This is a genomic window from Aestuariibaculum scopimerae (assembly GCF_059428085.1).
Map to the genome: position 1 here is coordinate 2,351,269 of NZ_CM182089.1, position 22,904 is coordinate 2,374,172.

General features: G+C 39.0%; 12 protein-coding genes, 3 tRNA genes and 3 rRNA genes. 17 read left to right on the forward strand and 1 reads right to left on the reverse strand.

Annotation, left to right across the window (positions count from 1 at the left end; all coding sequences use genetic code 11):
• Positions 1–344 precede the first annotated feature (344 nt).
• The 7 genes from AC5SR4_RS10125 (at position 345) to AC5SR4_RS10155 (ending at position 10,032) form a co-directional block, all read left to right on the forward strand.
• Positions 345–2,315 (forward strand): putative porin, encoded by a 1,971-nt coding sequence (locus tag AC5SR4_RS10125; RefSeq protein WP_495356132.1) that lies wholly within the window; start codon positions 345–347, stop codon positions 2,313–2,315.
• 517 nt (positions 2,316–2,832) lie between these two features.
• Positions 2,833–4,350, forward strand: a 16S ribosomal RNA gene (locus tag AC5SR4_RS10130).
• A gap of 148 nt (positions 4,351–4,498) precedes the next feature.
• Positions 4,499–4,572, forward strand: a tRNA-Ile gene (locus AC5SR4_RS10135).
• Between the two features lie 138 nt (positions 4,573–4,710).
• Positions 4,711–4,784: transfer RNA gene (locus AC5SR4_RS10140), tRNA-Ala, on the forward strand.
• A gap of 242 nt (positions 4,785–5,026) precedes the next feature.
• Positions 5,027–7,846, forward strand: a 23S ribosomal RNA gene (locus tag AC5SR4_RS10145).
• Between the two features lie 112 nt (positions 7,847–7,958).
• Positions 7,959–8,066, forward strand: a 5S ribosomal RNA gene (rrf, locus tag AC5SR4_RS10150).
• Together the 16S, 23S and 5S rRNA genes with 2 tRNA genes alongside form the textbook arrangement of a ribosomal RNA operon.
• Positions 8,067–8,403: 337 nt before the next feature.
• Positions 8,404–10,032 carry a carboxylesterase/lipase family protein gene (locus AC5SR4_RS10155; RefSeq protein ID WP_495356133.1) on the forward strand — a complete coding sequence of 543 codons (1,629 nt, stop codon included), beginning with the start codon at positions 8,404–8,406 and terminating at the stop codon, positions 10,030–10,032.
• A gap of 59 nt (positions 10,033–10,091) precedes the next feature.
• Here AC5SR4_RS10155 and AC5SR4_RS10160 read toward each other — a convergent pair.
• Positions 10,092–10,164: transfer RNA gene (locus AC5SR4_RS10160), tRNA-Phe, on the reverse strand.
• A 180-nt stretch (positions 10,165–10,344) separates the two neighbouring features.
• Between AC5SR4_RS10160 and AC5SR4_RS10165 the strand changes: the two genes are divergently transcribed.
• From AC5SR4_RS10165 to AC5SR4_RS10210, 10 genes are all read left to right on the forward strand, one after another.
• On the forward strand, positions 10,345–11,076 hold the full coding sequence (locus AC5SR4_RS10165) for a type III pantothenate kinase (RefSeq protein ID WP_495356134.1): 732 nt from the start codon (positions 10,345–10,347) through the stop codon (positions 11,074–11,076).
• Positions 11,073–12,380 carry a BamG family beta-barrel-assembly machinery protein gene (gene bamG / locus AC5SR4_RS10170; protein WP_495356135.1) on the forward strand — a complete coding sequence of 436 codons (1,308 nt, stop codon included), beginning with the start codon at positions 11,073–11,075 and terminating at the stop codon, positions 12,378–12,380. The genes AC5SR4_RS10165 and bamG overlap by 4 nt, the downstream gene beginning before the upstream one ends.
• Before the next feature lie 18 nt (positions 12,381–12,398).
• On the forward strand, positions 12,399–13,781 hold the full coding sequence (locus AC5SR4_RS10175; RefSeq protein WP_495356136.1) for a tetratricopeptide repeat protein: 1,383 nt from the start codon (positions 12,399–12,401) through the stop codon (positions 13,779–13,781).
• Positions 13,781–14,335 carry an LPS export ABC transporter periplasmic protein LptC gene (gene lptC / locus AC5SR4_RS10180; protein ID WP_495356137.1) on the forward strand — a complete coding sequence of 185 codons (555 nt, stop codon included), beginning with the start codon at positions 13,781–13,783 and terminating at the stop codon, positions 14,333–14,335. Before AC5SR4_RS10175 ends, lptC begins: the two co-directional genes overlap by 1 nt.
• A gap of 63 nt (positions 14,336–14,398) precedes the next feature.
• Positions 14,399–14,593 carry an LPXTG cell wall anchor domain-containing protein gene (locus AC5SR4_RS10185; RefSeq protein WP_495356138.1) on the forward strand — a complete coding sequence of 65 codons (195 nt, stop codon included), beginning with the start codon at positions 14,399–14,401 and terminating at the stop codon, positions 14,591–14,593.
• Entirely contained in the window at positions 14,594–15,883 is a 1,290-nt protein-coding gene (locus tag AC5SR4_RS10190; protein WP_495356139.1) for a hemolysin family protein, read from the forward strand.
• Between the two features lie 138 nt (positions 15,884–16,021).
• Complete coding sequence (locus tag AC5SR4_RS10195) at positions 16,022–18,151, forward strand: peptidylprolyl isomerase (protein WP_495356140.1); 2,130 nt, start codon at positions 16,022–16,024, stop codon at positions 18,149–18,151.
• Positions 18,152–18,365: 214 nt separating this feature from the next.
• Positions 18,366–19,280 carry a dihydrodipicolinate synthase family protein gene (locus tag AC5SR4_RS10200; RefSeq protein ID WP_495356141.1) on the forward strand — a complete coding sequence of 305 codons (915 nt, stop codon included), beginning with the start codon at positions 18,366–18,368 and terminating at the stop codon, positions 19,278–19,280.
• 104 nt (positions 19,281–19,384) lie between these two features.
• The gene (locus AC5SR4_RS10205) at positions 19,385–20,866 is read left to right on the forward strand and encodes a sodium:solute symporter family protein (RefSeq protein ID WP_495356142.1); all 1,482 of its coding nucleotides are present in this window, start codon (positions 19,385–19,387) and stop codon (positions 20,864–20,866) included.
• A gap of 26 nt (positions 20,867–20,892) precedes the next feature.
• The gene (locus AC5SR4_RS10210) at positions 20,893–22,674 is read left to right on the forward strand and encodes an L-fucose isomerase (RefSeq protein ID WP_495356143.1); all 1,782 of its coding nucleotides are present in this window, start codon (positions 20,893–20,895) and stop codon (positions 22,672–22,674) included.
• The last annotated feature ends 230 nt before the right edge of the window (positions 22,675–22,904 follow it).

Genomic DNA, 22,904 nt, shown 5'->3' on the forward strand with positions numbered 1-22,904 from the left:
TTTTAAGTAGTTAGTTTTGATTATATGCTAATTATAGCACGGTAATTTTGATAAAAAAGTAAATTCATTTTGTTTTTTGTTTAATATTTTTTTGTTTTTCAAATACAATTTTTGTTTATTTAAGATAATATTTAGATGTTTGCAATCGACTAACTCAAATAAATATTTTAAATTCGTCTTAATAAAGATGGTAAATATTTAAAAACAAAGCCAACATTTTGTGTTGGCTTTGTTTATTTAAAATATTTGCACTTTCATAACGTTCAAATAATTACTTTTGTTTTCAAAAATTGAATAATAGAATGTGCATAACGAACAGGTCGTTATTATCTGAAATTTTAAGCATGCAAATTAAACCTCAAAAAAGAATAGTAAATACCAAATGTATATTTAAATTAATTCTAGGTTACTTTTTACTATTTCAATTAAGTACAGTTTTTGCACAAAAGAAACCCAGTAGAATAGGTAGGGAACTAGGGCTAGGAGAGGTTAATGATTCGGTTAAATCCATTAAAGATCAAACTAAGATTACCGATTACTTAATTATTTCGCATGCAAATGATACGACCTATGTAGACACTACATTGACCATAAAAAAAGAATATAAATTTAATTACCTAAGAAAAGACAATTTTGGATTGATGTCTTTTTCAAACCTAGGGCAGACTTATAATAGCTTAACCTATGATTTTCAAAGTGTAGATTTAATGCCCGCTTTTGGTGCACGGGCACGACATTTCAACTACATGGAAATTGAAGATATAAATTATTATCGGGTACCGACACCTTTAACGGAGTTATTTTTTAAGACAGCTTTTGAGCAAGGACAGTTGGCCGATTCGTTTTTTACAGTAAATACATCGCCACAATTCAATTTCTCAATAGCTTATAAAGGACTACGCTCATTAGGTAAATACCAACACATATTAACAAGTACAGGTAATTTTAGGTTTACAGCTAACTTCCAAACAAAAAACAAAAGGTACCAAGCAAAAACCCATATAGTTACACAAGACTTAATGAACCAAGAAAATGGAGGTTTACAAGAAGATAATGTAGAATATTTTGAAACTGGTGATGAGGAATTTTTAGATCGTTCTATTCTTGAAGTTAATTTTGAAAATGCAGAAAGCATATTGTTAGGAAAGCGTGTGTACCTAGATCATGAATATAGGATAGTTAGGAAACGGGATTCTTTATCAAAAAACAAATTGAGTTTAGGGCACATCATGTCTTTTGAGGATAAATATTATCAATACGATCAATCTAGTGCCAATAGTTTTTTTGGTAGTGCTTTTGATTCTAAAATAAAGGACCGTTCTACATTAGAAAATTTTTATAACCAGTTACAGTTAAATTACAGTAATAACCTATTAGGTGATTTGCAATTTAATATTAGCAACAACAATTATAATTACGGTTATGATAAATTGGTTGTGTTAAATGGTAGTACAATTACCAATAGGTTAAAAGGAGATGTGTTTTCGGCAGGTGGGAAATACTATAAAGAATACAAAGGGTTTAGTTTGTTGGGAGAAATGGGAGTTAACATATCTGGAGATTTTGACGGTAATTATATAAGAGGAACAGCCTCATTTAAACTTAATGATGATATTTTTGTTAATGCAGCTATAAATCATAGCTCTAAAGGGCCAAACTATAATACACTCTTATATCAAAGCGATTATATTGATTACAATTGGCAAAATGGTTTTAATAATATAGAAACCCAGCAAATAGCTTTTCAATTAAGGTATAAGGACTTGGCAAATATCAAGGCAGACTATTCCGCAATAAGTGATTATGTATATTTTAAAAAGGATGAAACTTTACAGCAAGTTAGGCCATTTCAAAATGATAGAACTATTAATCTTTTGCGTGTTAAACTTGAAAACGAAATTAAAGTTGGAAAGTTTGCTTTAAACAACACCATTTTATACCAAAATACCGCAGACATTAACAAAGTATTAAATGTGCCGCATATCACAACACGTAATACATTGTATTTTTCTAGTCATGTATTTAAAAAGGCGCTTTATTTACAAACAGGCGTGACTTTAAGATACTTCACCAAGTACTATATGAATGATTACAGTCCGTTGTTGGCAGAGTTTTATGTTCAAAACGATCGAGAGTATGGAGACTTCCCTATGTTGGACTTCTTTTTAAACGCAAAAATTCGTCAAACACGTATCTATTTAAAGGCTGAACATTTTAATTCTGCTTTTACTGGATATGATTATTATTCAGCACCAAGTTATCCTTACAGAGATTTTACTGTACGTTTTGGAGTTGTTTGGAACTTCTTCTTGTAAAAAAATAAATCTCTTGTGGTTTGTTTTTATCTAAAAGGGGTGTGCTTTTATAATTATTTTGAGTAACAGTTAGGGGTATTGGGTATCATTTCTTTTCCCGTAACTCCCTGAGAATAAGGTGTCCGGTTTGGGGTTGTGCGAAAGGTCAAAAAAAAGGTCAAAAAAAGTTTGGTTCGAACGGAAAAAGGGTCGTATGTTTGCACCCGCAAAAACGGGTATGTCCGTTTGGGCGACGTTCAGGAGATAGCACAGTGGAATAGAAGTTTGGGGGCGATAAAAAGGCCCCGAAAAAAAACTTTGGAAAAAAAGCACAAAACTATTGCGGGGATAAAAAAAGGGTTTTATATTTGCACCCGCTTAAGCATTAAAGGGCTTAGGTGAAGCAAAGGAAAGAAGTTCATAGACATATTGAATCGACAGCGTAGACTAAGTTTTCGGACTTAGTTGAATCAAAGAGAACAGACCATTTTGAGTACCGGAAATTCAATTTCGAGTTGTTAAGATTATTAAAGATTTAACGATGAAGAGTTTGATCCTGGCTCAGGATGAACGCTAGCGGCAGGCCTAACACATGCAAGTCGAGGGGTAACAGGGAGCTTGCTCCGCTGACGACCGGCGCACGGGTGCGTAACGCGTATACAATCTGCCTCTTGCTGCGGGATAGCCCAGAGAAATTTGGATTAACACCGCATAGTATTATTGGGCCGCATGGTTCAATAATTAAAGGTTACGGCAAGAGATGAGTATGCGTCCTATTAGCTGGATGGTGCGGTAACGGCGCACCATGGCAACGATAGGTAGGGGCCCTGAGAGGGGGATCCCCCACACTGGTACTGAGACACGGACCAGACTCCTACGGGAGGCAGCAGTGAGGAATATTGGACAATGGGCGGAAGCCTGATCCAGCCATGCCGCGTGCAGGAAGACTGCCCTATGGGTTGTAAACTGCTTTTGTACGGGAAGAAACCCCCGCTCGTGAGCGGGGCTGACGGTACCGTAAGAATAAGGATCGGCTAACTCCGTGCCAGCAGCCGCGGTAATACGGAGGATCCAAGCGTTATCCGGAATCATTGGGTTTAAAGGGTCCGTAGGTGGGCGATTAAGTCAGAGGTGAAATCCTGCAGCTCAACTGTAGAATTGCCTTTGATACTGGTTGCCTTGAGTCACTGTGAAGTGGTTAGAATATGTAGTGTAGCGGTGAAATGCATAGATATTACATAGAATACCGATTGCGAAGGCAGATCACTAACGGTGCACTGACACTGATGGACGAAAGCGTGGGGAGCGAACAGGATTAGATACCCTGGTAGTCCACGCCGTAAACGATGGATACTAGCTGTGCGGGATTCGTTCTGCGTGGCTAAGCGAAAGTGATAAGTATCCCACCTGGGGAGTACGTTCGCAAGAATGAAACTCAAAGGAATTGACGGGGGCCCGCACAAGCGGTGGAGCATGTGGTTTAATTCGATGATACGCGAGGAACCTTACCAGGGCTTAAATGTAAGTTGCATGATCTAGAGATAGGTCTTTCTTCGGACCACTTACAAGGTGCTGCATGGTTGTCGTCAGCTCGTGCCGTGAGGTGTCAGGTTAAGTCCTATAACGAGCGCAACCCCTGTTGCTAGTTGCCAGCGAATAAAGTCGGGAACTCTAGCAAGACTGCCGGTGCAAACCGCGAGGAAGGTGGGGATGACGTCAAATCATCACGGCCCTTACGTCCTGGGCTACACACGTGCTACAATGGTGGGGACAGAGAGCAGCCACTTCGCGAGAAGGAGCGAATCTACAAACCCCATCACAGTTCGGATCGGAGTCTGCAACTCGACTCCGTGAAGCTGGAATCGCTAGTAATCGCATATCAGCCATGATGCGGTGAATACGTTCCCGGGCCTTGTACACACCGCCCGTCAAGCCATGGAAGCTGGGAGTGCCTGAAGTCCGTCACCGCAAGGAGCGGCCTAGGGTAAAATCGGTAACTAGGGCTAAGTCGTAACAAGGTAGCCGTACCGGAAGGTGCGGCTGGAACACCTCCTTTCTAGAGAAAGACGACCGGAAAAGAAAAAAAAGGGAAAAAGAATGTTTGTTCTCATTGCTGTTGATTTAAGATATATTAGTTGTTGGTTGGCAGTTGATAGTTGTTGGTACGGACCGATAACGAGCGACCAAAAACCGATGGCCAAAAGAGTCTCATAGCTCAGCTGGTTAGAGCGCTACACTGATAATGTAGAGGTCGGCAGTTCGAGTCTGCCTGAGACTACAGGATGATTTTGGGTTCAGGGTTCTGGATTCAGGGTTAAAAAAAAGGTTCATTAAATATTGAAAAGGAAATTCTAGAAGCGGGTTAGCGGGTTATGAAACTCATAACTCATCACTCCTAACTCCTAACTAGAGAAATGGGGGATTAGCTCAGCTGGCTAGAGCGCCTGCCTTGCACGCAGGAGGTCATCGGTTCGACTCCGATATTCTCCACAGACTGGCTGTAAGCGATAAGCTGTAGGCCAAGAGCAAGCAAAAAAGCTTAGGGCATATGGCCCAAGGCGTAAAGCTTGGCCAAGGTTCATTGACATATTGGAAAAAGATACATGAAAAAAAAGCGATTGATTGGGATCAATTACGAGCGATCCCAGATTAATCAAAACGATCGATGTACATTTAATGATATCTATTGTTAAAAGTACAAAGATATGTAACTCATAAAAAAGCAAAAAGTACAATAAGCTAAGCAAGGGCGCATGGGGAATGCCTAGGCTCTCAGAGGCGAGGAAGGACGTGATAAGCTGCGAAAAGCCGCGGGGATCGGCACACACGAATTGATCCGCGGATGTCCGAATGGGGCAACCCAGTGCAGTGAAGCTGCATTATCCTTTACAGGAGGCGAACCCGGGGAACTGAAACATCTAAGTACCCGGAGGAAGAGAAAACAAAAGTGATTCCGTCAGTAGTGGCGAGCGAACGCGGATTAGCCCAAACCGGTGCTGTTACGGCAGTGCCGGGGTTGTAGGACCACGCCATTCGATACAGATTGAACCGGAGCCGTTTGGAAAGACGGGCCATAGCGGGTGACAGCCCCATACGGGCAAGATCTGTAGAGATAGTGGTATCCTGAGTAGTGCGGGGCACGTGAAACCCTGTATGAATTTGCCGGGACCATCCGGTAAGGCTAAATACTCCTGAGAGACCGATAGTGGACCAGTACCGTGAGGGAAAGGTGAAAAGAACCCTGAATAAGGGAGTGAAAGAGAACCTGAAACCATGCGCTTACAAGCGGTCGGAGCCCATAGGGGTGACGGCGTGCCTTTTGCATAATGAGCCTACGAGTTACCGTTGCTGGCGAGGATAAGGCATTAAGTGCCGGACCCGTAGCGAAAGCGAGTCTGAACAGGGCGCTTTAGTCAGTAGTGGTAGACGCGAAACCGTGTGATCTACCCATGGGCAGGCTGAAGCTGTAGTAACATACAGTGGAGGGCCGAACCGGTTGACGTTGAAAAGTCTTCGGATGACCTGTGGGTAGGGGTGAAAGGCCAATCAAACTCGGAAATAGCTCGTACTCCCCGAAATGCATTTAGGTGCAGCGTACCGTTAGTTTTATAGAGGTAGAGCTACTGATTGGATGCGGGGGCTTCACCGCCTACCAATTCCTGACAAACTCCGAATGCTATAAAATGCTGCGGTGCAGTGAGGGCATGGGTGCTAAGGTCCATGTCCGAGAGGGAAAGAACCCAGACCATCAGCTAAGGTCCCCAAATGTATGCTAAGTTGAAATAACGCGGTTGGACTGCTTTGACAGCTAGGATGTTGGCTTGGAAGCAGCCATTCATTTAAAGAGTGCGTAACAGCTCACTAGTCGAGCGGTCCGGCATGGATAATAATCGGGCATAAGCATACTACCGAAGCTATGGCATCGATAAGATGGGTAGGGGAGCATTGTAGTGTCGTCGAAGGGGTGCTGTGAGGCGCCCTGGAGAAGCTACAAAAGAAAATGTAGGCATAAGTAACGATAATGCGGGCGAGAAACCCGCACTCCGAAAAACCAAGGTTTCCTCAGCTATGCTAATCAGCTGAGGGTTAGTCGGGACCTAACGCGAACCCGAAAGGGGCAGTGGATGGACAACAGGTTAATATTCCTGTACCCGCTCAAGACAAAAGTGACGGAGGCGTGAATTTGGTGCGAACTGACGGAATAGTTCGTTGAAGGGCGTGGTAACACCCCGATAGTACACTGAGGCTCCGGCCGAGGTGATAATCCAGAGTAGCGACTTCCAAGAAAAGCGATTGAAGCGGCCCGTACCCCAAACCGACACAGGTGGTTGGGATGAGAATTCTAAGGAGCTCGAGAGATTCATGGCTAAGGAACTAGGCAAAATAGACCCGTAACTTCGGGAGAAGGGTCGCCACGCCTCGGCGTGGCCGCAGTGAAAAGGTCCAGGCGACTGTTTATCAAAAACACAGGGCTATGCTAAATCGAAAGATGACGTATATGGCCTGACACCTGCCCGGTGCTGGAAGGTTAAGTGGAGATGTTAGCTTCGGCAAAGCATTCAAATGAAGCCCCAGTAAACGGCGGCCGTAACTATAACGGTCCTAAGGTAGCGAAATTCCTTGTCGGGTAAGTTCCGACCTGCACGAATGGTGCAACGATCTGGACACTGTCTCAGCCATGAGCTCGGTGAAATTGTAGTATCGGTGAAGATGCCGATTACCCGCTGTGGGACGAAAAGACCCCGTGCACCTTTACTATAGCTTAGTATTGGTTTTGGACAAGTAATGTGTAGGATAGGTGGGAGACTTCGAAGCGGCGTCGCCAGGCGCAGTGGAGTCATTGTTGAAATACCACCCTTTGCTTGTCTAGAGTCTAACCCCCGTTGGGGGGACAGTGCTTGGTGGGTAGTTTGACTGGGGTGGTCGCCTCCAAAAGAGTAACGGAGGCTTCTAAAGGTGCCCTCAGCACGCTTGGTAACCGTGCGCAGAGTGCAATGGCATAAGGGTGCTTGACTGAGAGACCCACAAGTCGATCAGGTTGGAAACAAGAGCATAGTGATCCGGTGGTTCCGCATGGAAGGGCCATCGCTCAAAGGATAAAAGGTACGCCGGGGATAACAGGCTGATCTCCCCCAAGAGCTCATATCGACGGGGGGGTTTGGCACCTCGATGTCGGCTCGTCACATCCTGGGGCTGGAGAAGGTCCCAAGGGTTGGGCTGTTCGCCCATTAAAGTGGCACGCGAGCTGGGTTCAGAACGTCGTGAGACAGTTCGGTCTCTATCTACAGTGGGCGCTAGAAATTTGAGTGGATCTGACCCTAGTACGAGAGGACCGGGTTGGACAAACCTCTGGTGCACCAGTTGTTCCGCCAGGAGCACTGCTGGGTAGCTACGTTTGGAAGGGATAAGCGCTGAAAGCATATAAGCGCGAAACCCACCACAAGATGAGATTTCTTTAAAGGGTCGTGGGAGATGACCACGTTGATAGGCTACAGGTGTAAGGGCAGCAATGTCAGAGCCGAGTAGTACTAATAACCCATAGGCTTATTGTACGCCTGTTTTTTTTAGAGTACAAACAATAATTTTCGTGTATATTGACCTAAAAAGGTCCTTTTTCCAGTATGTTAAGATATTAGGTCCCGTACCAAGTACGGGATAAAGATTTAAGGTGGTTATAGCGACGGGGCTCACCTCTTACCATTCCGAACAGAGAAGTTAAGCCCGTTAGCGCCGATGGTACTGCGAAAGTGGGAGAGTAGGTCGTTGCCTTTCTTGGGTCCCGGACATTCATTTGTCCGGGACCTTTTTTTTTGGATAGGCCCCGACCTGTCGATAACCGGAAAAAGCCTCTGGGAACCCCAGTGTTTATAAGGCTTAAAAAACGTGACTATGATTTTTTTTTTCTAAGCAGGAAATTATAATTTCTTAACTGCAGAATTTATTTTTCATGCTTATGTTTTTTAGTGGCATAGGCAGAGATAAAGTGTAGATTTTTTTTTCAATAAAATACATCATTTTATTTATTCTTTTTGAAAATTTGTACATCCTTTTTGTTTTATAATTGAAAACTTTATAATTTACTGTCATTCAATTATATATTTTAATTCTTATGAAAAATAAATCGAAAGGAAGTATTGATTTTTCTTGTAATATCTCTGATGAGGAACTGTTCAGTCGTCGTAAATTTATCAAGACCACTGGAATGGCAGTTAGCTCTGTCGCTGCAATGTCTTCTCCTTTGTTTGGATCTGCATTTTCTCAGCAGGATCCTATTGCTCAAACCAAGTACGGGAAAATTAGTGGTATCAAACAAGCGGGTGTTAATGTTTTTAAAGGGGTTCGCTATGGCGCAGATACTTCTAAGAGACGTTTTCAACCGGCATTACCACCTGAAAAATGGACTGGAATTTTAAAAGCTACAGAATATGGTGCTTCAGCTCCACAAGGACGCCGTGGCGTAGATTATAGTGAAGATTGTTTGTTTTTAAATATTTGGACTCCGGGACTGAAGGATGGCGGTAAGCGTCCAATCTTATTCTATATCCATGGTGGGGCATATTCCAATGGTTCAGGATCTTCCTCTTTATATGATGGTACAAATATATGCAATCGGGGGGATGTAGTTGTTATTACTGTAAATCATCGTCTTAATGCCTTTGGGTATTTATATTTGGGGCTTCTTGGAGGGGAAGAGTTTCAATATTCCGGTAATGTGGGGCAACTGGATTTGATAATGGCATTAGAATGGGTTAAAGAACATGCAAAAGCCTTTGGAGGTGACCCTAATAATGTGACGGTATTTGGTCAATCCGGCGGCGGTGCTAAGATAGCATCATTGATGGCAACACCAATTGCGAAAGGATTGTTTCACAGAGCCTGGACTATGAGTGGTCAACAAGTTACCGCCGCAGGCCCTAGAGCAGCTACCCAAAGAGCAGAACGGTTATTGGAAGCTTTAAATATAAAACTCAACGAATTAAACAAAATTAAAGACATCCCCGTAGATGCTATACTGGAAGGCATAACAGTTAGGGATTTATCACGTGTTGAAGATAGAAGTCTTTACTTTTGTCCTGTGATGGATAGTGTGGTGTTGCCAACACATCCATTCTATCCTAAAGCTTCACCTGTTTCAGTAAATATACCTATGGTCATTGGAAACACTAAAAGGGAAACCCGTGCTTTTTTAGGAAGAATTCCAGGGGTTGAAGCATTAACTTGGGAACAATTGCCGGGTCTAATTCAAGTTAATCAATACGTAGACATTAGAGCGGATGTTGTTATTGAACGCTATCGGGAAATGTATCCGGAATATTCTCCAACTGAAGTATTTTTTGCGGCGACTACAGCTGGGCGCTCATGGCGAGGAGCTGTTATGGAAGCGCAGGAACGTGCTAAACAGTCTGGTGCTGCTACGTATGCTTACCAATTAGATTGGGGTAGAGCGAGTCATGCATTGGATATTCCATTGGTGTTTGATAATACAGAAGTGCGATCGTCTTTATCCGAAGGGAATGAAAAGGACAAGGAAATGGCTCGGATTATGAGCGAAACATTATTAGCTTTTGCCAAAACAGGAAATCCCAACAATGCAGCAATACCAAACTGGGAATCATATTCTATTGAGAAAAGAGAAACGATGATTTTTGATCTTCCAACGCGAATGGAAAATGATCCCAGAGGTGGTGAGCGCGAATTATATAGTCGTGTACCTTTTGTGGAAAGGGGCACGTACTAGTATCAGTAGCGATTAAAAACAAAAAATCCCGTAAACAGTAATGTTTCGGGATTTTTTTGTGGTACCTCCAGGAATCGAACCAGGGACACAAGGATTTTCAGTCCTTTGCTCTACCAACTGAGCTAAGGTACCTCGCTAAAGCGGTTGCAAATATATATTGATTTTTGTTATTCGGCAAGAGAAATTAATAAAAAATATGATGGTCCATGTGTTTTTTGCTTTATTCTAATTAGGTGTTTTATAATCAATATAATAAGTTAAATAGGGGTAATAATTATTTGTCATTTTGTAAATTTATAGCTTTTAATAAACATGAATTTAATTATTGATATTGGAAATTCTTTTGCTAAGCTTGCAGTTTTTAGTAATAATGAACTGAAAACTAAGCAAATGGTTGCATTAGATTCGATTATAGCTCATATAGTAAACATCAAGAAAACTCATAAAGGTGTAAATAAGGCCATAATATCATCAGTTTCTAATCTAAAAGCAGTTGATATTGAAGCTATTAAGAAACATTTTGATTTGTTGGTTTTAAGCGCTTCCACAAAGCTGCCTTTTATTAATCTTTATAAAACACCTAAAACTTTGGGAGTGGATAGAATTGCTCTAGTTTCTGGTTCAGTAAATAGGTTTCCTAACAAAAATGTGCTAGTAATAGATGCGGGAACCTGTATAACATATGACTTTGTTTCTACACAAAACGAATATCTTGGAGGGAGTATTTCTCCAGGGCTACGAATGCGCTATTTGGCCCTAAATAATTTAACAGCAAATTTACCGTTATTAGAAACAGAAATACCAAAAAACCTTATTGGTAACACAACAAAAGATGCCATACATGCTGGTGTTGTTTATGGTGTTTTAAATGAAATAGAGGGGATAATTGATACATATAAGCAAAATTATTCAGATTTAACAGTTATTTTAACAGGAGGAGACTCTAATTTCTTGTCAAAACAATTAAAAAGTAGCATATTTGCCAACTCCAATTTCCTTTTAGAGGGATTGAACTTTATTTTACAATTTAATTCAAACGAATGATAAAAAAACTTGTATTAATTTTTATTGCAGTCATTGTATTTAAAAGTTACGGGCAAGAGGGGGTAGCCTCACCTTACTCATTTTATGGTATAGGAAGTCTAAAATTTAAAGGTACTGTTGAAAATAGAAGTATGGGTGGGTTAAGTATATATACAGATAGTATACATGTTAATTTAAGAAATCCAGCCTCCTATGCAAGTGAAAATTTAGAACTTTGGAATAAAGACAATCGACCTGTTAAATTTACCGTAGGGGGCAGCCATACGAGTTCGGATTTAAAAAGTAACTCAGGAAGTGATAAAGCATCGTCAACAACTTTTGATTATTTAGCACTATCTATTCCAGTAGGAAAATTTGGTTTTGGTTTTGGGTTGCTTCCTTATACATCAGTTGGATATAAATTAGAGTCGTTAAACAGTGAAGGTAATATTTCAAATAGGTTTAGGGGAGAAGGAGGTTTAAATAAAACATTTTTAGGAATAGGTTACCAAATTACAGAAGGACTAAGCATAGGTATTGATGTTCAATATAATTTTGGTAATATTCAAAATAGTACGGTAGCATTTGATTATGATAACGATGGTGATTTAATTCAATACCAATCAAGGGAAAACAATAGATCTGATTTAAGCGGATTGAATGTTAATTTAGGTGTTTCCTACAAGAAAATGTTAAATGAAAAGTTAGAGATTGTTTCTGGGTTTACCTATACACCAGAAAGTAGTTTAGCTTCAAAAAATGAAAGATCTTTTTCAACTATAACTATTTCGTCTTCAACAGGAAGAGAGTTTGAGCTCAACACTATAGATGTCGACTTAGAAGCACTTGGTTTAAAGGACACAGATTTGGTATTGCCATCCAAGTATTCAATTGGTGCTGGTATAGGAAAACCTAGAAATTGGTTTATTGGTGCGGAGTATACTTTACAAAAGACAAGTGATTTTTCTAACGCACTGTATACTAGTAGCGCAACTACTTATGAGGATGCTAATACAATTTCTTTTGGTGGATTTTTTATTCCAAACTATAACTCCTTTACAGGTTATTTTAAAAGAGCTACTTATAGAGCAGGTTTACGCTTTGAAAAAACAGGTTTAAATATAAATGACGAATCAATAAAAGAGTTTGGCATATCTTTTGGAGTAGGCTTACCAATAGGAAACGGAATCTCTAATGCCAATCTAGGATTTGAGTTTGGAAAACGAGGGACGGTTAATAACAATTTAATACAAGAGAATTTTATAAATTTTCAAATAAGTTTATCTTTGAACGATAGATGGTTTGAAAAGCGTAAATATCAATAACAGAATAAAATAACGATCATGAAGACGAAAATTACATTTTTATTAGCGCTATTGTTTGTAGGGCTTAATTTAAGTTTTGCACAGCAAGATGAAGAGTGCGTAACTAAGCTTTCCATATTCCATGAATATGTAAAAGCAAAAAATTTTGATGCTGCCTATGAACCGTGGATGACGGTAAGAAACAAGTGCCCAAAATTCAATAATGCTATATATGTTGATGGTGAAAAAATATTAGAAGATAAAATAGAGAAATCTACTGGTGCTGAAAAAGCTGCTTTTATAAATGATTTATTAAAACTTTGGGAACAAAGAGGCGAACATTTTGCAAGTAAAACACCTAAAGGACAATATGCAGCACAGGCTTGCCAATTGATGTATGATGAAAGAGTGTTATTGAACAAAACAGACGAGGAACTGTACAGCTGTTTTGATACTGCTTACAAATTAGACAAAGCAACATTTACAAACCCCAAAAGTTTATACACGTATTTTTCTTTGATGGTTGATTTATACGATGCTGGGAAAAAACCTGCAGCAGATCTATTTAATAAGTATGATGACATTGCAGAGAAAATAGAAGAAGAAGTAAAAAACTATTCTGAAAAATTAAATGTAATTATAGAGAAAGAAGAAGCTAATACACCTTTAACTAAAAAGGAGCAACAATATAAAAGATATTATGAAAGTTATTTAACAGCTTACGATCAGGTTGCTGATGGTATTGATAAAAAGTTGGGTGACAGAGCAAATTGTGAAAATTTAATTCCACTTTACAAAAAAGGATTTGAAGAAAACAAAACCAATGCTGTTTGGTTGCAAAGAGCTGCTGGTAAAATGTCTGAAAAAGAATGTACAGATGATCCATTGTTTTTCGAATTGGTAAACGCTTATCACGAATTAAGTCCTTCGGCGAATTCTGCTTATTACTTAGGAATTCTTAAAGATAAAGAGGGTAAACCCAATGAAGCTATTAATTTCTATGAACAAGCTCTTAGTTTAGAGACTGATAATTTTAAGAAAGCAAAACTTTATAATTCAATTGGTTTAAAATTAAAAGCTAAAGGAAGTTATAGTAAAGCTAGAAATTATTTTAGACAATCCCTTAAACTAAATCCCTCAAATGGACGTCCACATTTATCAATTGCAGCTATGTATGCAGCAAGTGCAAATGATTGTGGAGATACTACATTCAATAAAAGAGCGGTATATTGGTTAGCTGCAGAAGAAGCTAGAAAAGCAGGTCGAGTAGATCCAACTTTAAGCAAATCATCAGCGCAATCTGTAGCAAGTTACGAAGGAAGAGCGCCATCTAAATCAGAGATATTTAGTTGTAGTTGTTCAGGTCAAGTAATAAAAATTGGATGTTGGATAGGAGCTTCGGTTACCGTTCCACAAATTTAATGAAAACACATATTAAAAATAATATATTGAACATAGTCACCGTAATTACGGTGACTATGTTTTTTTCATGCGATAGTAACTTCAAACAGGTTCAAAAAATAGGTATTTCAGAAAATGAACCTATTGGAATAGCAGAAGATATTAATTTAAAATATACCGATTCAGGTAGAGTAACAGCCAATTTATTGAGCCCTAAAATGTTGGATTTTACAAACAGGGACTTTCCTTATAATGAGTTTACTGAAGGTATAACATTGTACCTATATGACGATGACAACAAAAAGAGTATAGTAGTCTCAGATTACGCTATTATTTACAATGCCACTAACCTTATAGACCTACAGGATAATGTTGTTATCACAACAAGCGACAATAGAGTTTTAAGGACCAATCAATTGTATTACGATCAAAAAAAAGAATGGTTGTTTACCAATAAGCCTGTAACATTTACCACAGAACAAGATAGTATAAGCGGTAATGGCTTCGATTCTAATTCTAAATTCACCAATGCACAAGTTTTAGAGGTTACAGGTTATATAAATATTGAAGACTAATTTTACTTATATTTACATATTGCTACAGGCAAACTAAAAACTTTCAATTTTTAAACTATACAAATGAAATACTCTAAAATTTTTCAATATGCTTATTTGGTTTTTGCCGTACTGTTTTTATATGATGGTATAGTTAAATGGGGCGATGGCACCAATGGTGCATATATTTCATTAGGATTGGCAGCTTTAGCTATTTTTATGTTTTTCTTTAGAAGGCGGTTTAACAAAAAGTTTGACAATAGGGATAATACAAACTAAATGAGTGTTTCAGTACTTATTATCATTGTTTCATTATTGCTCTCAGCCTTTTTTTCAGGTATGGAAATAGCATATGTGTCTTCCAACAAAATACATATTGAAATTGAAAAAAAACAAGAAGGTGTACTTTCTAAAATTCTAACAAAACTTACAGCAAAACCTTCAAAGTTTATTGCTACAATGTTAATAGGAAACAATATCGCTTTGGTAATTTATGGATTATTCATGGGCGATATATTAGTTAGCTGGTTTAAATCGATGGTACCAACATCCAATACCTTTATAGATTTAATGTTAACAGATTTTAGCCTATTAACCCAAACCATTATTTCTACACTACTTATTTTAATTACCGCTGAGTTCTTGCCTAAGGTGTTTTTTCAAATATATTCCAATTCTCTAATAAAAGCATTGGCCATACCCGCTTACTTGTTTTACATGCTATTTTCTTTTGTTTCAGATTTTGTTATTTGGATTTCAGATTTTGTTTTAAAACATTTTTTAAAAACAGAAGGCGATCAAATACAGCTTGCATTTACAAAGGTAGAATTAGGCAATTATATAAGTGAGCAAATGGAATCTGTAGAAGCGCACGATGAAGTAGATTCTGAAATACAGATTTTTCAGAATGCTTTAGAGTTTTCAGAAGTTAAAGCCCGTGAAGTTATGGTACCTCGTACCGAAATAACAGCGGTTGAGATTAATGATTCATTAAAAAGCCTTAGTGCTCTGTTTACCGAAACGGGGTATACTAAAATTTTGGTTTATAAAGACACAATTGATGATATTTTGGGTTATGTTCATTCTTTTGAATTGTTTAGAAAACCCAAAAATATCAAAGCTATGATGCTTCCTGTTGAGTTTGTGCCAGAAACAGTTTTGATTAAGGACGTGTTGAGTGTGCTTATAAAAAAGCGAAAAAGTATTGCCGTTGTTTTGGATGAATATGGCGGTACTTCGGGGGTAATGACCGTAGAAGATATTGTAGAAGAATTATTTGGGGAAATTGAAGATGAGCACGATACAATAGATTTGATAGAAAAGAAAATAGATGACGAAACGTTTATGTTCTCTGCGCGTTTGGAAGTAGATTATGTAAATGAAACCTATAAGTTGAATTTGCCCGAAAGCGAAAACTATGAAACACTAGGAGGCTTAATAGTGAATCATACCGAAGAAATTCCGGCGCATAATGAAATCGTTAAGATAGATACATTTCAGTTTACAGTTTTAGAAGCATCAAACACAAAAATTAATATGGTAGAACTTAAACTTTTAGAAGTAGATTAACTAAAAATAATTAAACAACCAACTACTTTTATTATTAAGCAGAAAATAGTATTTTCGCGCACAATATTTTGCCAAATACCAATTGGCAACCAACTTAACAAGCAAAGTCCCAACAAGGGTTTTTAAAATTATCGACAGATGGCAGTATTAAATAAGATTAGACAACGTTCCCTATTTTTAATTATAATTATAGCGTTAGCGTTATTCTCTTTTGTGTTAGCAGATTTATTTAAAAGCGGAAGCTCATTTACACAACAATCACAAAATATAGTAGCAACTATAAATGGTAAAGATATTACCAGAGAAGACTTTTTACAAAAAGTAGAAGCAGCTCAGCGCCAAGCAGGTCCAAATGCAACCAACGCACAAGTAATGAACCGTGTTTGGGAACAAGAGGTAAGACAGGCCGTAATGGAATCCCAGTTCGAAAAGTTAGGCATAACCGTGGAAAAGGATCAAATGCGTGACCTGTTAAAAACAGCTTTGGCAACTAGTCCAGAATTTTTAAATGAAGCAGGATTGTTTGACGAAAATAAGTTAAACGAATACATTGCTAACCTACAAGAAACATCACCAGTAGGATATGAGAGTTGGGTTAATTATGAAAAGTCTTTAGCAAATAATGGTTTACAGCAAAATTACTTTAACATGGTTAAGGCTGGTTTAACAGGAACACTAGCCGAAGGTGAATTAGAACACAAGCTAGAAGGCAATAAAGTAGATATAAAATATGTTCAAGTAGCTTACAGCTCCATTCCAGATAGTCTTGTTAAAGTTTCAAAATCAGATATTTCAAACTATATAAGCAAGCATAAAAATCAGTATGAAGTAGAAGCTTCAAGAGACATCAAATTTGTTCAGTTTAATGAAGTTGCATCAGTTGAAGATGAAAACGCCATTAAAGCAGACATAGAAGCTCTTTTGAATGATAAAGTTGAGTACAATGAAGTTTCAAAAGCAAATGAAACCATTGTTGGGTTTAAAAACACAACAGATAATGAGGATTTTGTTAATGCACATTCTGATATTAAATTTGATAATCGTTTCTTGTTTAAATCTAGTTTGCCGGCAGCAGTTTCCGATAGTATCTTCAGCCTTAATGAAGGAGAAATTTATGGTCCTTATAAAGACAATGGTTACTATAAAGTATCTAAGCTAATTGCGGTTAAACAAATACCAGATTCAGCTAAGGTAAGACACATATTAATTCCATTTTTAGGATCGCAAAGTGCGGGTCCAGACGTTACACAAACCGAAGCTCAAGCCAAAGCCACGGCCGATAGCTTATTAGCAGTTATAAAAGCAGATACATCTAAGTTCCCTGAGTTGGTAGAAGCATTTTCATCAGATCAGGGTAGTATTGAAAATGGAGGTCAATATGATTGGCACCCTTATAATACTATGGTTCCTGAATTCAATGAGTTTGAGTTTGAAGGAAATGTAGGAGATATAGGAGTGGTTAAAACTGTTTTTGGATTCCATATTATTGAGATTGAAGGACAAAAAGCCAAGAAAAAAGCTGTACAGGTAGGCACTATAGCGAGAAAGATAGAGCCATCTGAAGCTACTATAGATAAAGTATTTAGAGATGCTTCTAGTTTTGAAATTGCTCTTGCAGACAAAGACTTTGAGGCATTGGCAAAAGAAAATAATTATACCGTACGCCCAGTAAATGGTATAAAAGTACTAGATGAGAGCATACCAGGTGTTGGAAACCAAAGACCCATAGTGCGTTGGGCTTTTGAAGAAACAACCAATGTAGGCGATGTAAATCGTTTTAACATACCTAATGGGTACGTAATAGCCCAATTGGTAGCAAAGCACAAAAAAGGATTAATGCCAGTTGAAGAAGCATCGGCCAGCGTTATGCCAATTATTCGTAAAGAAAAGAAAGCTGAAATGATTAGAGAACGTGTATCCGCCTCTAATTTAGAAGATTTAGCCGCTGCTGAAAATACAAGCGTTAAAACAGCTTCAGCCATTAATATGAAAAACCCAACTATATCTGGTGCAGGAAGAGAACCTTTAGTAGTTGGAGCAGCCTTTGGTTTAGAAGAAGGCGAAACATCAAAATTAATAGATGGAGCCAATGGTGTATACATGGTTCAAGTAACAAAAGTAACACCTGCGGTAGTATTAGATAGTTATCAAGCTGCAGCAAACAGAGTACAACAACAAAAAATAAGCGTTGTAACAACCAAGTTATACAATGCTTTAAAAGAGGCAGCGGATATTGAAGATAACCGTGTAGAAATTCAAATTCAGTAAAAAGCACAACCTTTTACTTATACATACAAAAAGGCGTAAACATTGTTTGCGCCTTTTTATTTATGCAATAAACCAACGGTCTATTTCGTAATAATACCTTATCTGTAATCAGTACATTTGATTATGCAATTTATTTTCATATTTTTACTCAATGATGTAATCGATTGCAGCTAACTAAAAAAGATAATTTTTAAACTCAATTAAACCAATATATATGGTAAGTGGCATTATTCCTCCTTTAGTAACACCATTATTATCCGACAACCTTTCTCTAGATACAAAAGGGCTTAGCAACCTAATAAACCATATTATAGATGGTGGGGTACATGGCGTGTTTATTCTAGGAACTACAGGAGAAGCGACTAGTTTAAGTTATAAAACCAGAATAGAAATCATTACAGAAAGTTGTAAAATAGTTGATAATAGAATTCCAGTTTTTGTTGGTATTTCAGATACGTCTATTGAAGAGAGTTTGCATTTGGCCCATATAGCCCATCAATCGGGTGCTTCGGCAGTAGTTGCAGCACCACCATTTTATTATGGACTGGGACAAGAAGAACTGTACAAATACTATTGGAGTTTAGCAAGCCAATTACCCTTACCACTTTTCTTGTACAATATGCCCTCGCATACAAAAATCAATATCGATAGAGGTACCGTTGTTCGTTTATCTGAACACCCCAATATTATTGGTTTAAAGGATAGTTCGGCCAATACGGTTTACTTTCAATCGCTTTGCCATCTGTTAAAGTCAAAAAAAGACTTTACATTATTAGTTGGACCCGAAGAGATTACTTCCGAAACGATCTTAATGGGTGGATGTGGCGGTGTAAATGGGGGAGCAAATATTTTTCCCAAACTCTATGTAGCCCTTTACAATGCAACTATAGCTAAGGATTTTGACCGTATTAAGGTACTGCAAAACCTGGTTATGGAAATAGCTACTAAAATTTATACCTTGGGCTCTTACGGGTCTAGTTACCTAAAAGGCATGAAAGGAGCCCTTTCTGCATTGGGTATCATTGAGGCTAATATAGCGCCTCCATTTAGCACGTTTGACGAAAAAGAAAAACAAGAAGTTATTAAGAACATAAAGCTAATTGAAGCAGAAATAGCAAAAGTACTTTAGTGTTACTACACTATAACCCTAACCACGTTATACCTACTTGTGCTAAAAAAGGATGCTTTATCTATTAATGAAAAGTAACCTAACAACTAACTAAAATAGTATTAATGAACACAATCGACATCATTGTTTTTTTTATATACATAGCAGGTATAGCCCTTTTTGGCGGATCCTTCTTCAAGAAAAATAAAACATCATCATCCTATACACTAGGCAATAAAGATATTCCAGGTTGGGTAGTAACCATGTCTATTTTTGCCACTTTTGTAAGTAGTATTAGTTATTTAGCATTACCGGGCAATGCCTTTCAATCCAATTGGAATGCCTTGGTTTTTAGTTTGTCGCTTCCTATAGCAACACTAATAGCTGTAAAATACTTTGTACCATTATATAGAAAAATTAACAGTCCGTCGGCATACACGTTCATGGAGCAACAGTTTGGTCCTTGGGCCCGCATTTACGTTTCAGTATGTTATTTGTTAACTCAGCTTATGCGCATAGGTACTATTTTATATTTACTAGCACTTACACTAAATGCTATTGTGGGCTGGGATATCGCTACCATTATCATCTTTACGGGTTTAATAGTCGCAGTATATTCCATGTTAGGGGGCATTACCGCCGTGCTTTGGACCGATGCCATACAAGGCATTATATTAATTGCAGGGGCAGTGGTTTGTATTGGTTATATGTTTTTTAGTATGCCCGAGGGGCCCTCACAGATATTTACCATAGCAGCAGAAAACAATAAATTTAGCCTAGGAAGTTTTAGTTTAAACCTGTCTGAACCCACATTTTGGGTTGTTTTAGTGTATGGTGTATTCATTAATTTGCAAAACTTTGGAATAGACCAAAACTATGTACAGCGTTATATGGTTTTAAAATCTGATAAGGAAGCCCAACGCTCTGCATTGATTGGCGGACTCATATACTTGCCCATTTCAGCGTTGTTTTTGTTCATAGGAACCTCATTGTTTTCATATTACCATTCGGCAGCAACACTGCCAGTAGAACTGCAGGATATGGCCAAAGGCGATAGTGTTTTTCCGTATTTTATAGTAAACGCTTTGCCTACAGGCATAACAGGTTTATTAATAGCTTCAATATTCGCAGCAGGGATGAGTACCATTTCAACTAGTTTTAATAGCTCGGCAACCGTGTTTTTAACAGATTACTATAACAAGTATTTTAAAACAGATGCTTCCGATAAAAAACGCATGCAAGTGTTGTACACAGCTTCAATAATCATAAGTATTTTAGGGATAGGCATTGGTATTGCCATGATAAATGTTAAGAGCGCCTTAGATGCTTGGTGGAAACTATCATCCATTTTCAGTGGTGGTATGCTCGGGCTTTTTCTATTGGGCATATTTACTACTAAAACAAAAAACGTTAAAGGAGCCATTATTGGAATGATAGCGGGTATATTGGTCATTCTGTGGTTAACGCTTTCCAATAGGTTTTTTGGTGAAGATGCTATTGGTGCCTCCTTTCACACCTATCTAACCATAGTGTTTGGTACTATTGCTATTTTCTTAGTAGGCTTTTTAGCATCCATAGTGCTAAAACCTAAAAAAACACTTTCATAATTATAGAAATTCAAAAACCATATAAAATGAATTATAAAAATTTAATAGGGCAGTTACCAAAAATAGGCATTCGTCCCGTTATAGATGGCCGGTTGGACGGCGTTCGGGAATCGTTAGAGACCACAACCATGAACATGGCAAAGAACGCTGCCGAATTTCTGTCCAGTAACCTAAGGCATGCCGATGGCAGTAAGGTAGAATGTGTTATTTCAGACACCTGCATAGGTGGGGTAGCAGAAGCGGCCGCATCGGCCGATAAATTTGCAAGAGAAGGCGTGGGCGTAAGCCTTACCGTAACACCGTGCTGGTGCTATGGAAGCGAGACCATAGATATGGACCCCCTTATGCCAAAGGCCATATGGGGCTTTAACGGTACAGAGCGCCCAGGAGCCGTGTACCTAGCTGCAGCTTTGGCGGGGCATAACCAAAAAGGGCTTCCCGCATTTGGTATCTATGGAAAGGATGTACAGAATAGTGGCGACGAAAGCATACCCGGGGATGTACAGGAAAAGCTGTTGCAGTTTGGTAAAGCAGGCTTGGCCGTAGCGACCATGAAAGGCAAGTCATACCTGTCCATGGGGTCCGTTTCCATGGGGATAGCAGGATCCATTATTGATGCCGATTTCTTTGAGAGCTATCTGGGCATGCGCTGTGAAAACGTTGATATGTCGGAGTTCATCAGACGTATAGAACAAGGAATTTACGATAAAGAGGAGTATGAAAAAGCATTGGCGTGGACCAAAGCTAAGTGTAAAGAAGGTAAAAACTATAATCCTGATGGCAAAATAAAATCCAGAGAAGCATTAGATGCCGATTGGGAGTTTGTGGTAAAAATGGCTCTGATAGGGCGCGACCTAATGATAGGCAACCCCAAGCTTAAGAATCTGGGCTATGCAGAAGAGGCCCAAGGCAGAAATGCCATATCAGCGGGGTTCCAGGGGCAGCGCCAATGGACCGACCATTTCCCGAACGGGGATTTTATGGAGGCCATATTGACCTCGTCCTTCGATTGGAACGGTATCCGCCAGCCCTTCATGTTTGCTACCGAAAACGATAGCCTGAACGGCATTTCCATGCTGTTCGGCCACTTGCTAACAGGTGCCGCCCAAATATTCAGCGATGTTAGGACTTATTGGAGCCCCGAGGCCGTAAAGCGCGTAACAGGGCATACCCTAACAGGCGATACAGCCAATGGGTTTATACACCTTATCAACTCAGGGGCCTCGGCACTCGATGGTACCGGCCAACAATCCATAGACGGGAAACCGGCCATGAAGCCCTGGTGGGATATAACAGAGGCCGAAGTAGAAAAATGTTTAGAGCACACCACCTGGGGGGCCGGCATGTTGGAATACTTCAGGGGTGGCGGTTACTCATCAACCTTTAAGACCAAAGGGGGCATGCCCGTTACCATGTGCCGTATAAACATAGTAAAGGGCATTGGCCCCGTACTGCAAATTGCCGAGGGAAAAACCATAGACCTGCCAGACGATGTGCACCATGCCCTTAACGAGCGCACCAATCCCACATGGCCTACCACTTGGTTTGTGCCCAATTTAACAGGGCAGGGACCATTTAAGGACGTGTACAGCGTTATGGCCAATTGGGGAGCCAACCATGGCGCCTTTACTTATGGACATATTGGTGCCGACTTGATTACCTTGGCATCTATGTTGCGGATTCCCGTAAACATGCACAATGTACCAAGCGATAAAATATTCCGACCCAGTGCCTGGGCTTCTTTTGGCATGGATCCTGAATCTTCAGACTATAGAGCTTGTACAACCTATAAGGCATTGTACGGGTAATTTTTCTATACATTACGGTTAACCGTAAAATTATTTCAAAACATTTTGTGAGAGTACCCCAAAAGCTTCAGGTTTTTGGGGTTTCTTTATGAAACACAAACATAATTATTAAAAAAACAACCTGTTTGTGTTAGTCTTAATGCTTTATAAATAAGGGTTATGGTAAATCTTGCCTCAAAAAATGTTAAAATATCATTTTTTTTTGCCCCAATTGTGGTTAACCGTAAAAT

Excerpts from the sequence above, each read along its gene's own strand:
- AC5SR4_RS10125 (WP_495356132.1), top strand. The coding sequence starts at position 345 with ATGCAAATTAAACCTCAAAAAAGAATAGTAAATACCAAATGTATATTT.
- AC5SR4_RS10155 (WP_495356133.1), top strand. The coding sequence starts at position 8,404 with ATGAAAAATAAATCGAAAGGAAGTATTGATTTTTCTTGTAATATCTCT.
- AC5SR4_RS10165 (WP_495356134.1), top strand. The coding sequence starts at position 10,345 with ATGAATTTAATTATTGATATTGGAAATTCTTTTGCTAAGCTTGCAGTT.
- bamG (WP_495356135.1), top strand. The coding sequence starts at position 11,073 with ATGATAAAAAAACTTGTATTAATTTTTATTGCAGTCATTGTATTTAAA.
- AC5SR4_RS10175 (WP_495356136.1), top strand. The coding sequence starts at position 12,399 with ATGAAGACGAAAATTACATTTTTATTAGCGCTATTGTTTGTAGGGCTT.
- lptC (WP_495356137.1), top strand. The coding sequence starts at position 13,781 with ATGAAAACACATATTAAAAATAATATATTGAACATAGTCACCGTAATT.
- AC5SR4_RS10185 (WP_495356138.1), top strand. The coding sequence starts at position 14,399 with ATGAAATACTCTAAAATTTTTCAATATGCTTATTTGGTTTTTGCCGTA.
- AC5SR4_RS10190 (WP_495356139.1), top strand. The coding sequence starts at position 14,594 with ATGAGTGTTTCAGTACTTATTATCATTGTTTCATTATTGCTCTCAGCC.
- AC5SR4_RS10195 (WP_495356140.1), top strand. The coding sequence starts at position 16,022 with ATGGCAGTATTAAATAAGATTAGACAACGTTCCCTATTTTTAATTATA.
- AC5SR4_RS10200 (WP_495356141.1), top strand. The coding sequence starts at position 18,366 with ATGGTAAGTGGCATTATTCCTCCTTTAGTAACACCATTATTATCCGAC.
- AC5SR4_RS10205 (WP_495356142.1), top strand. The coding sequence starts at position 19,385 with ATGAACACAATCGACATCATTGTTTTTTTTATATACATAGCAGGTATA.
- AC5SR4_RS10210 (WP_495356143.1), top strand. The coding sequence starts at position 20,893 with ATGAATTATAAAAATTTAATAGGGCAGTTACCAAAAATAGGCATTCGT.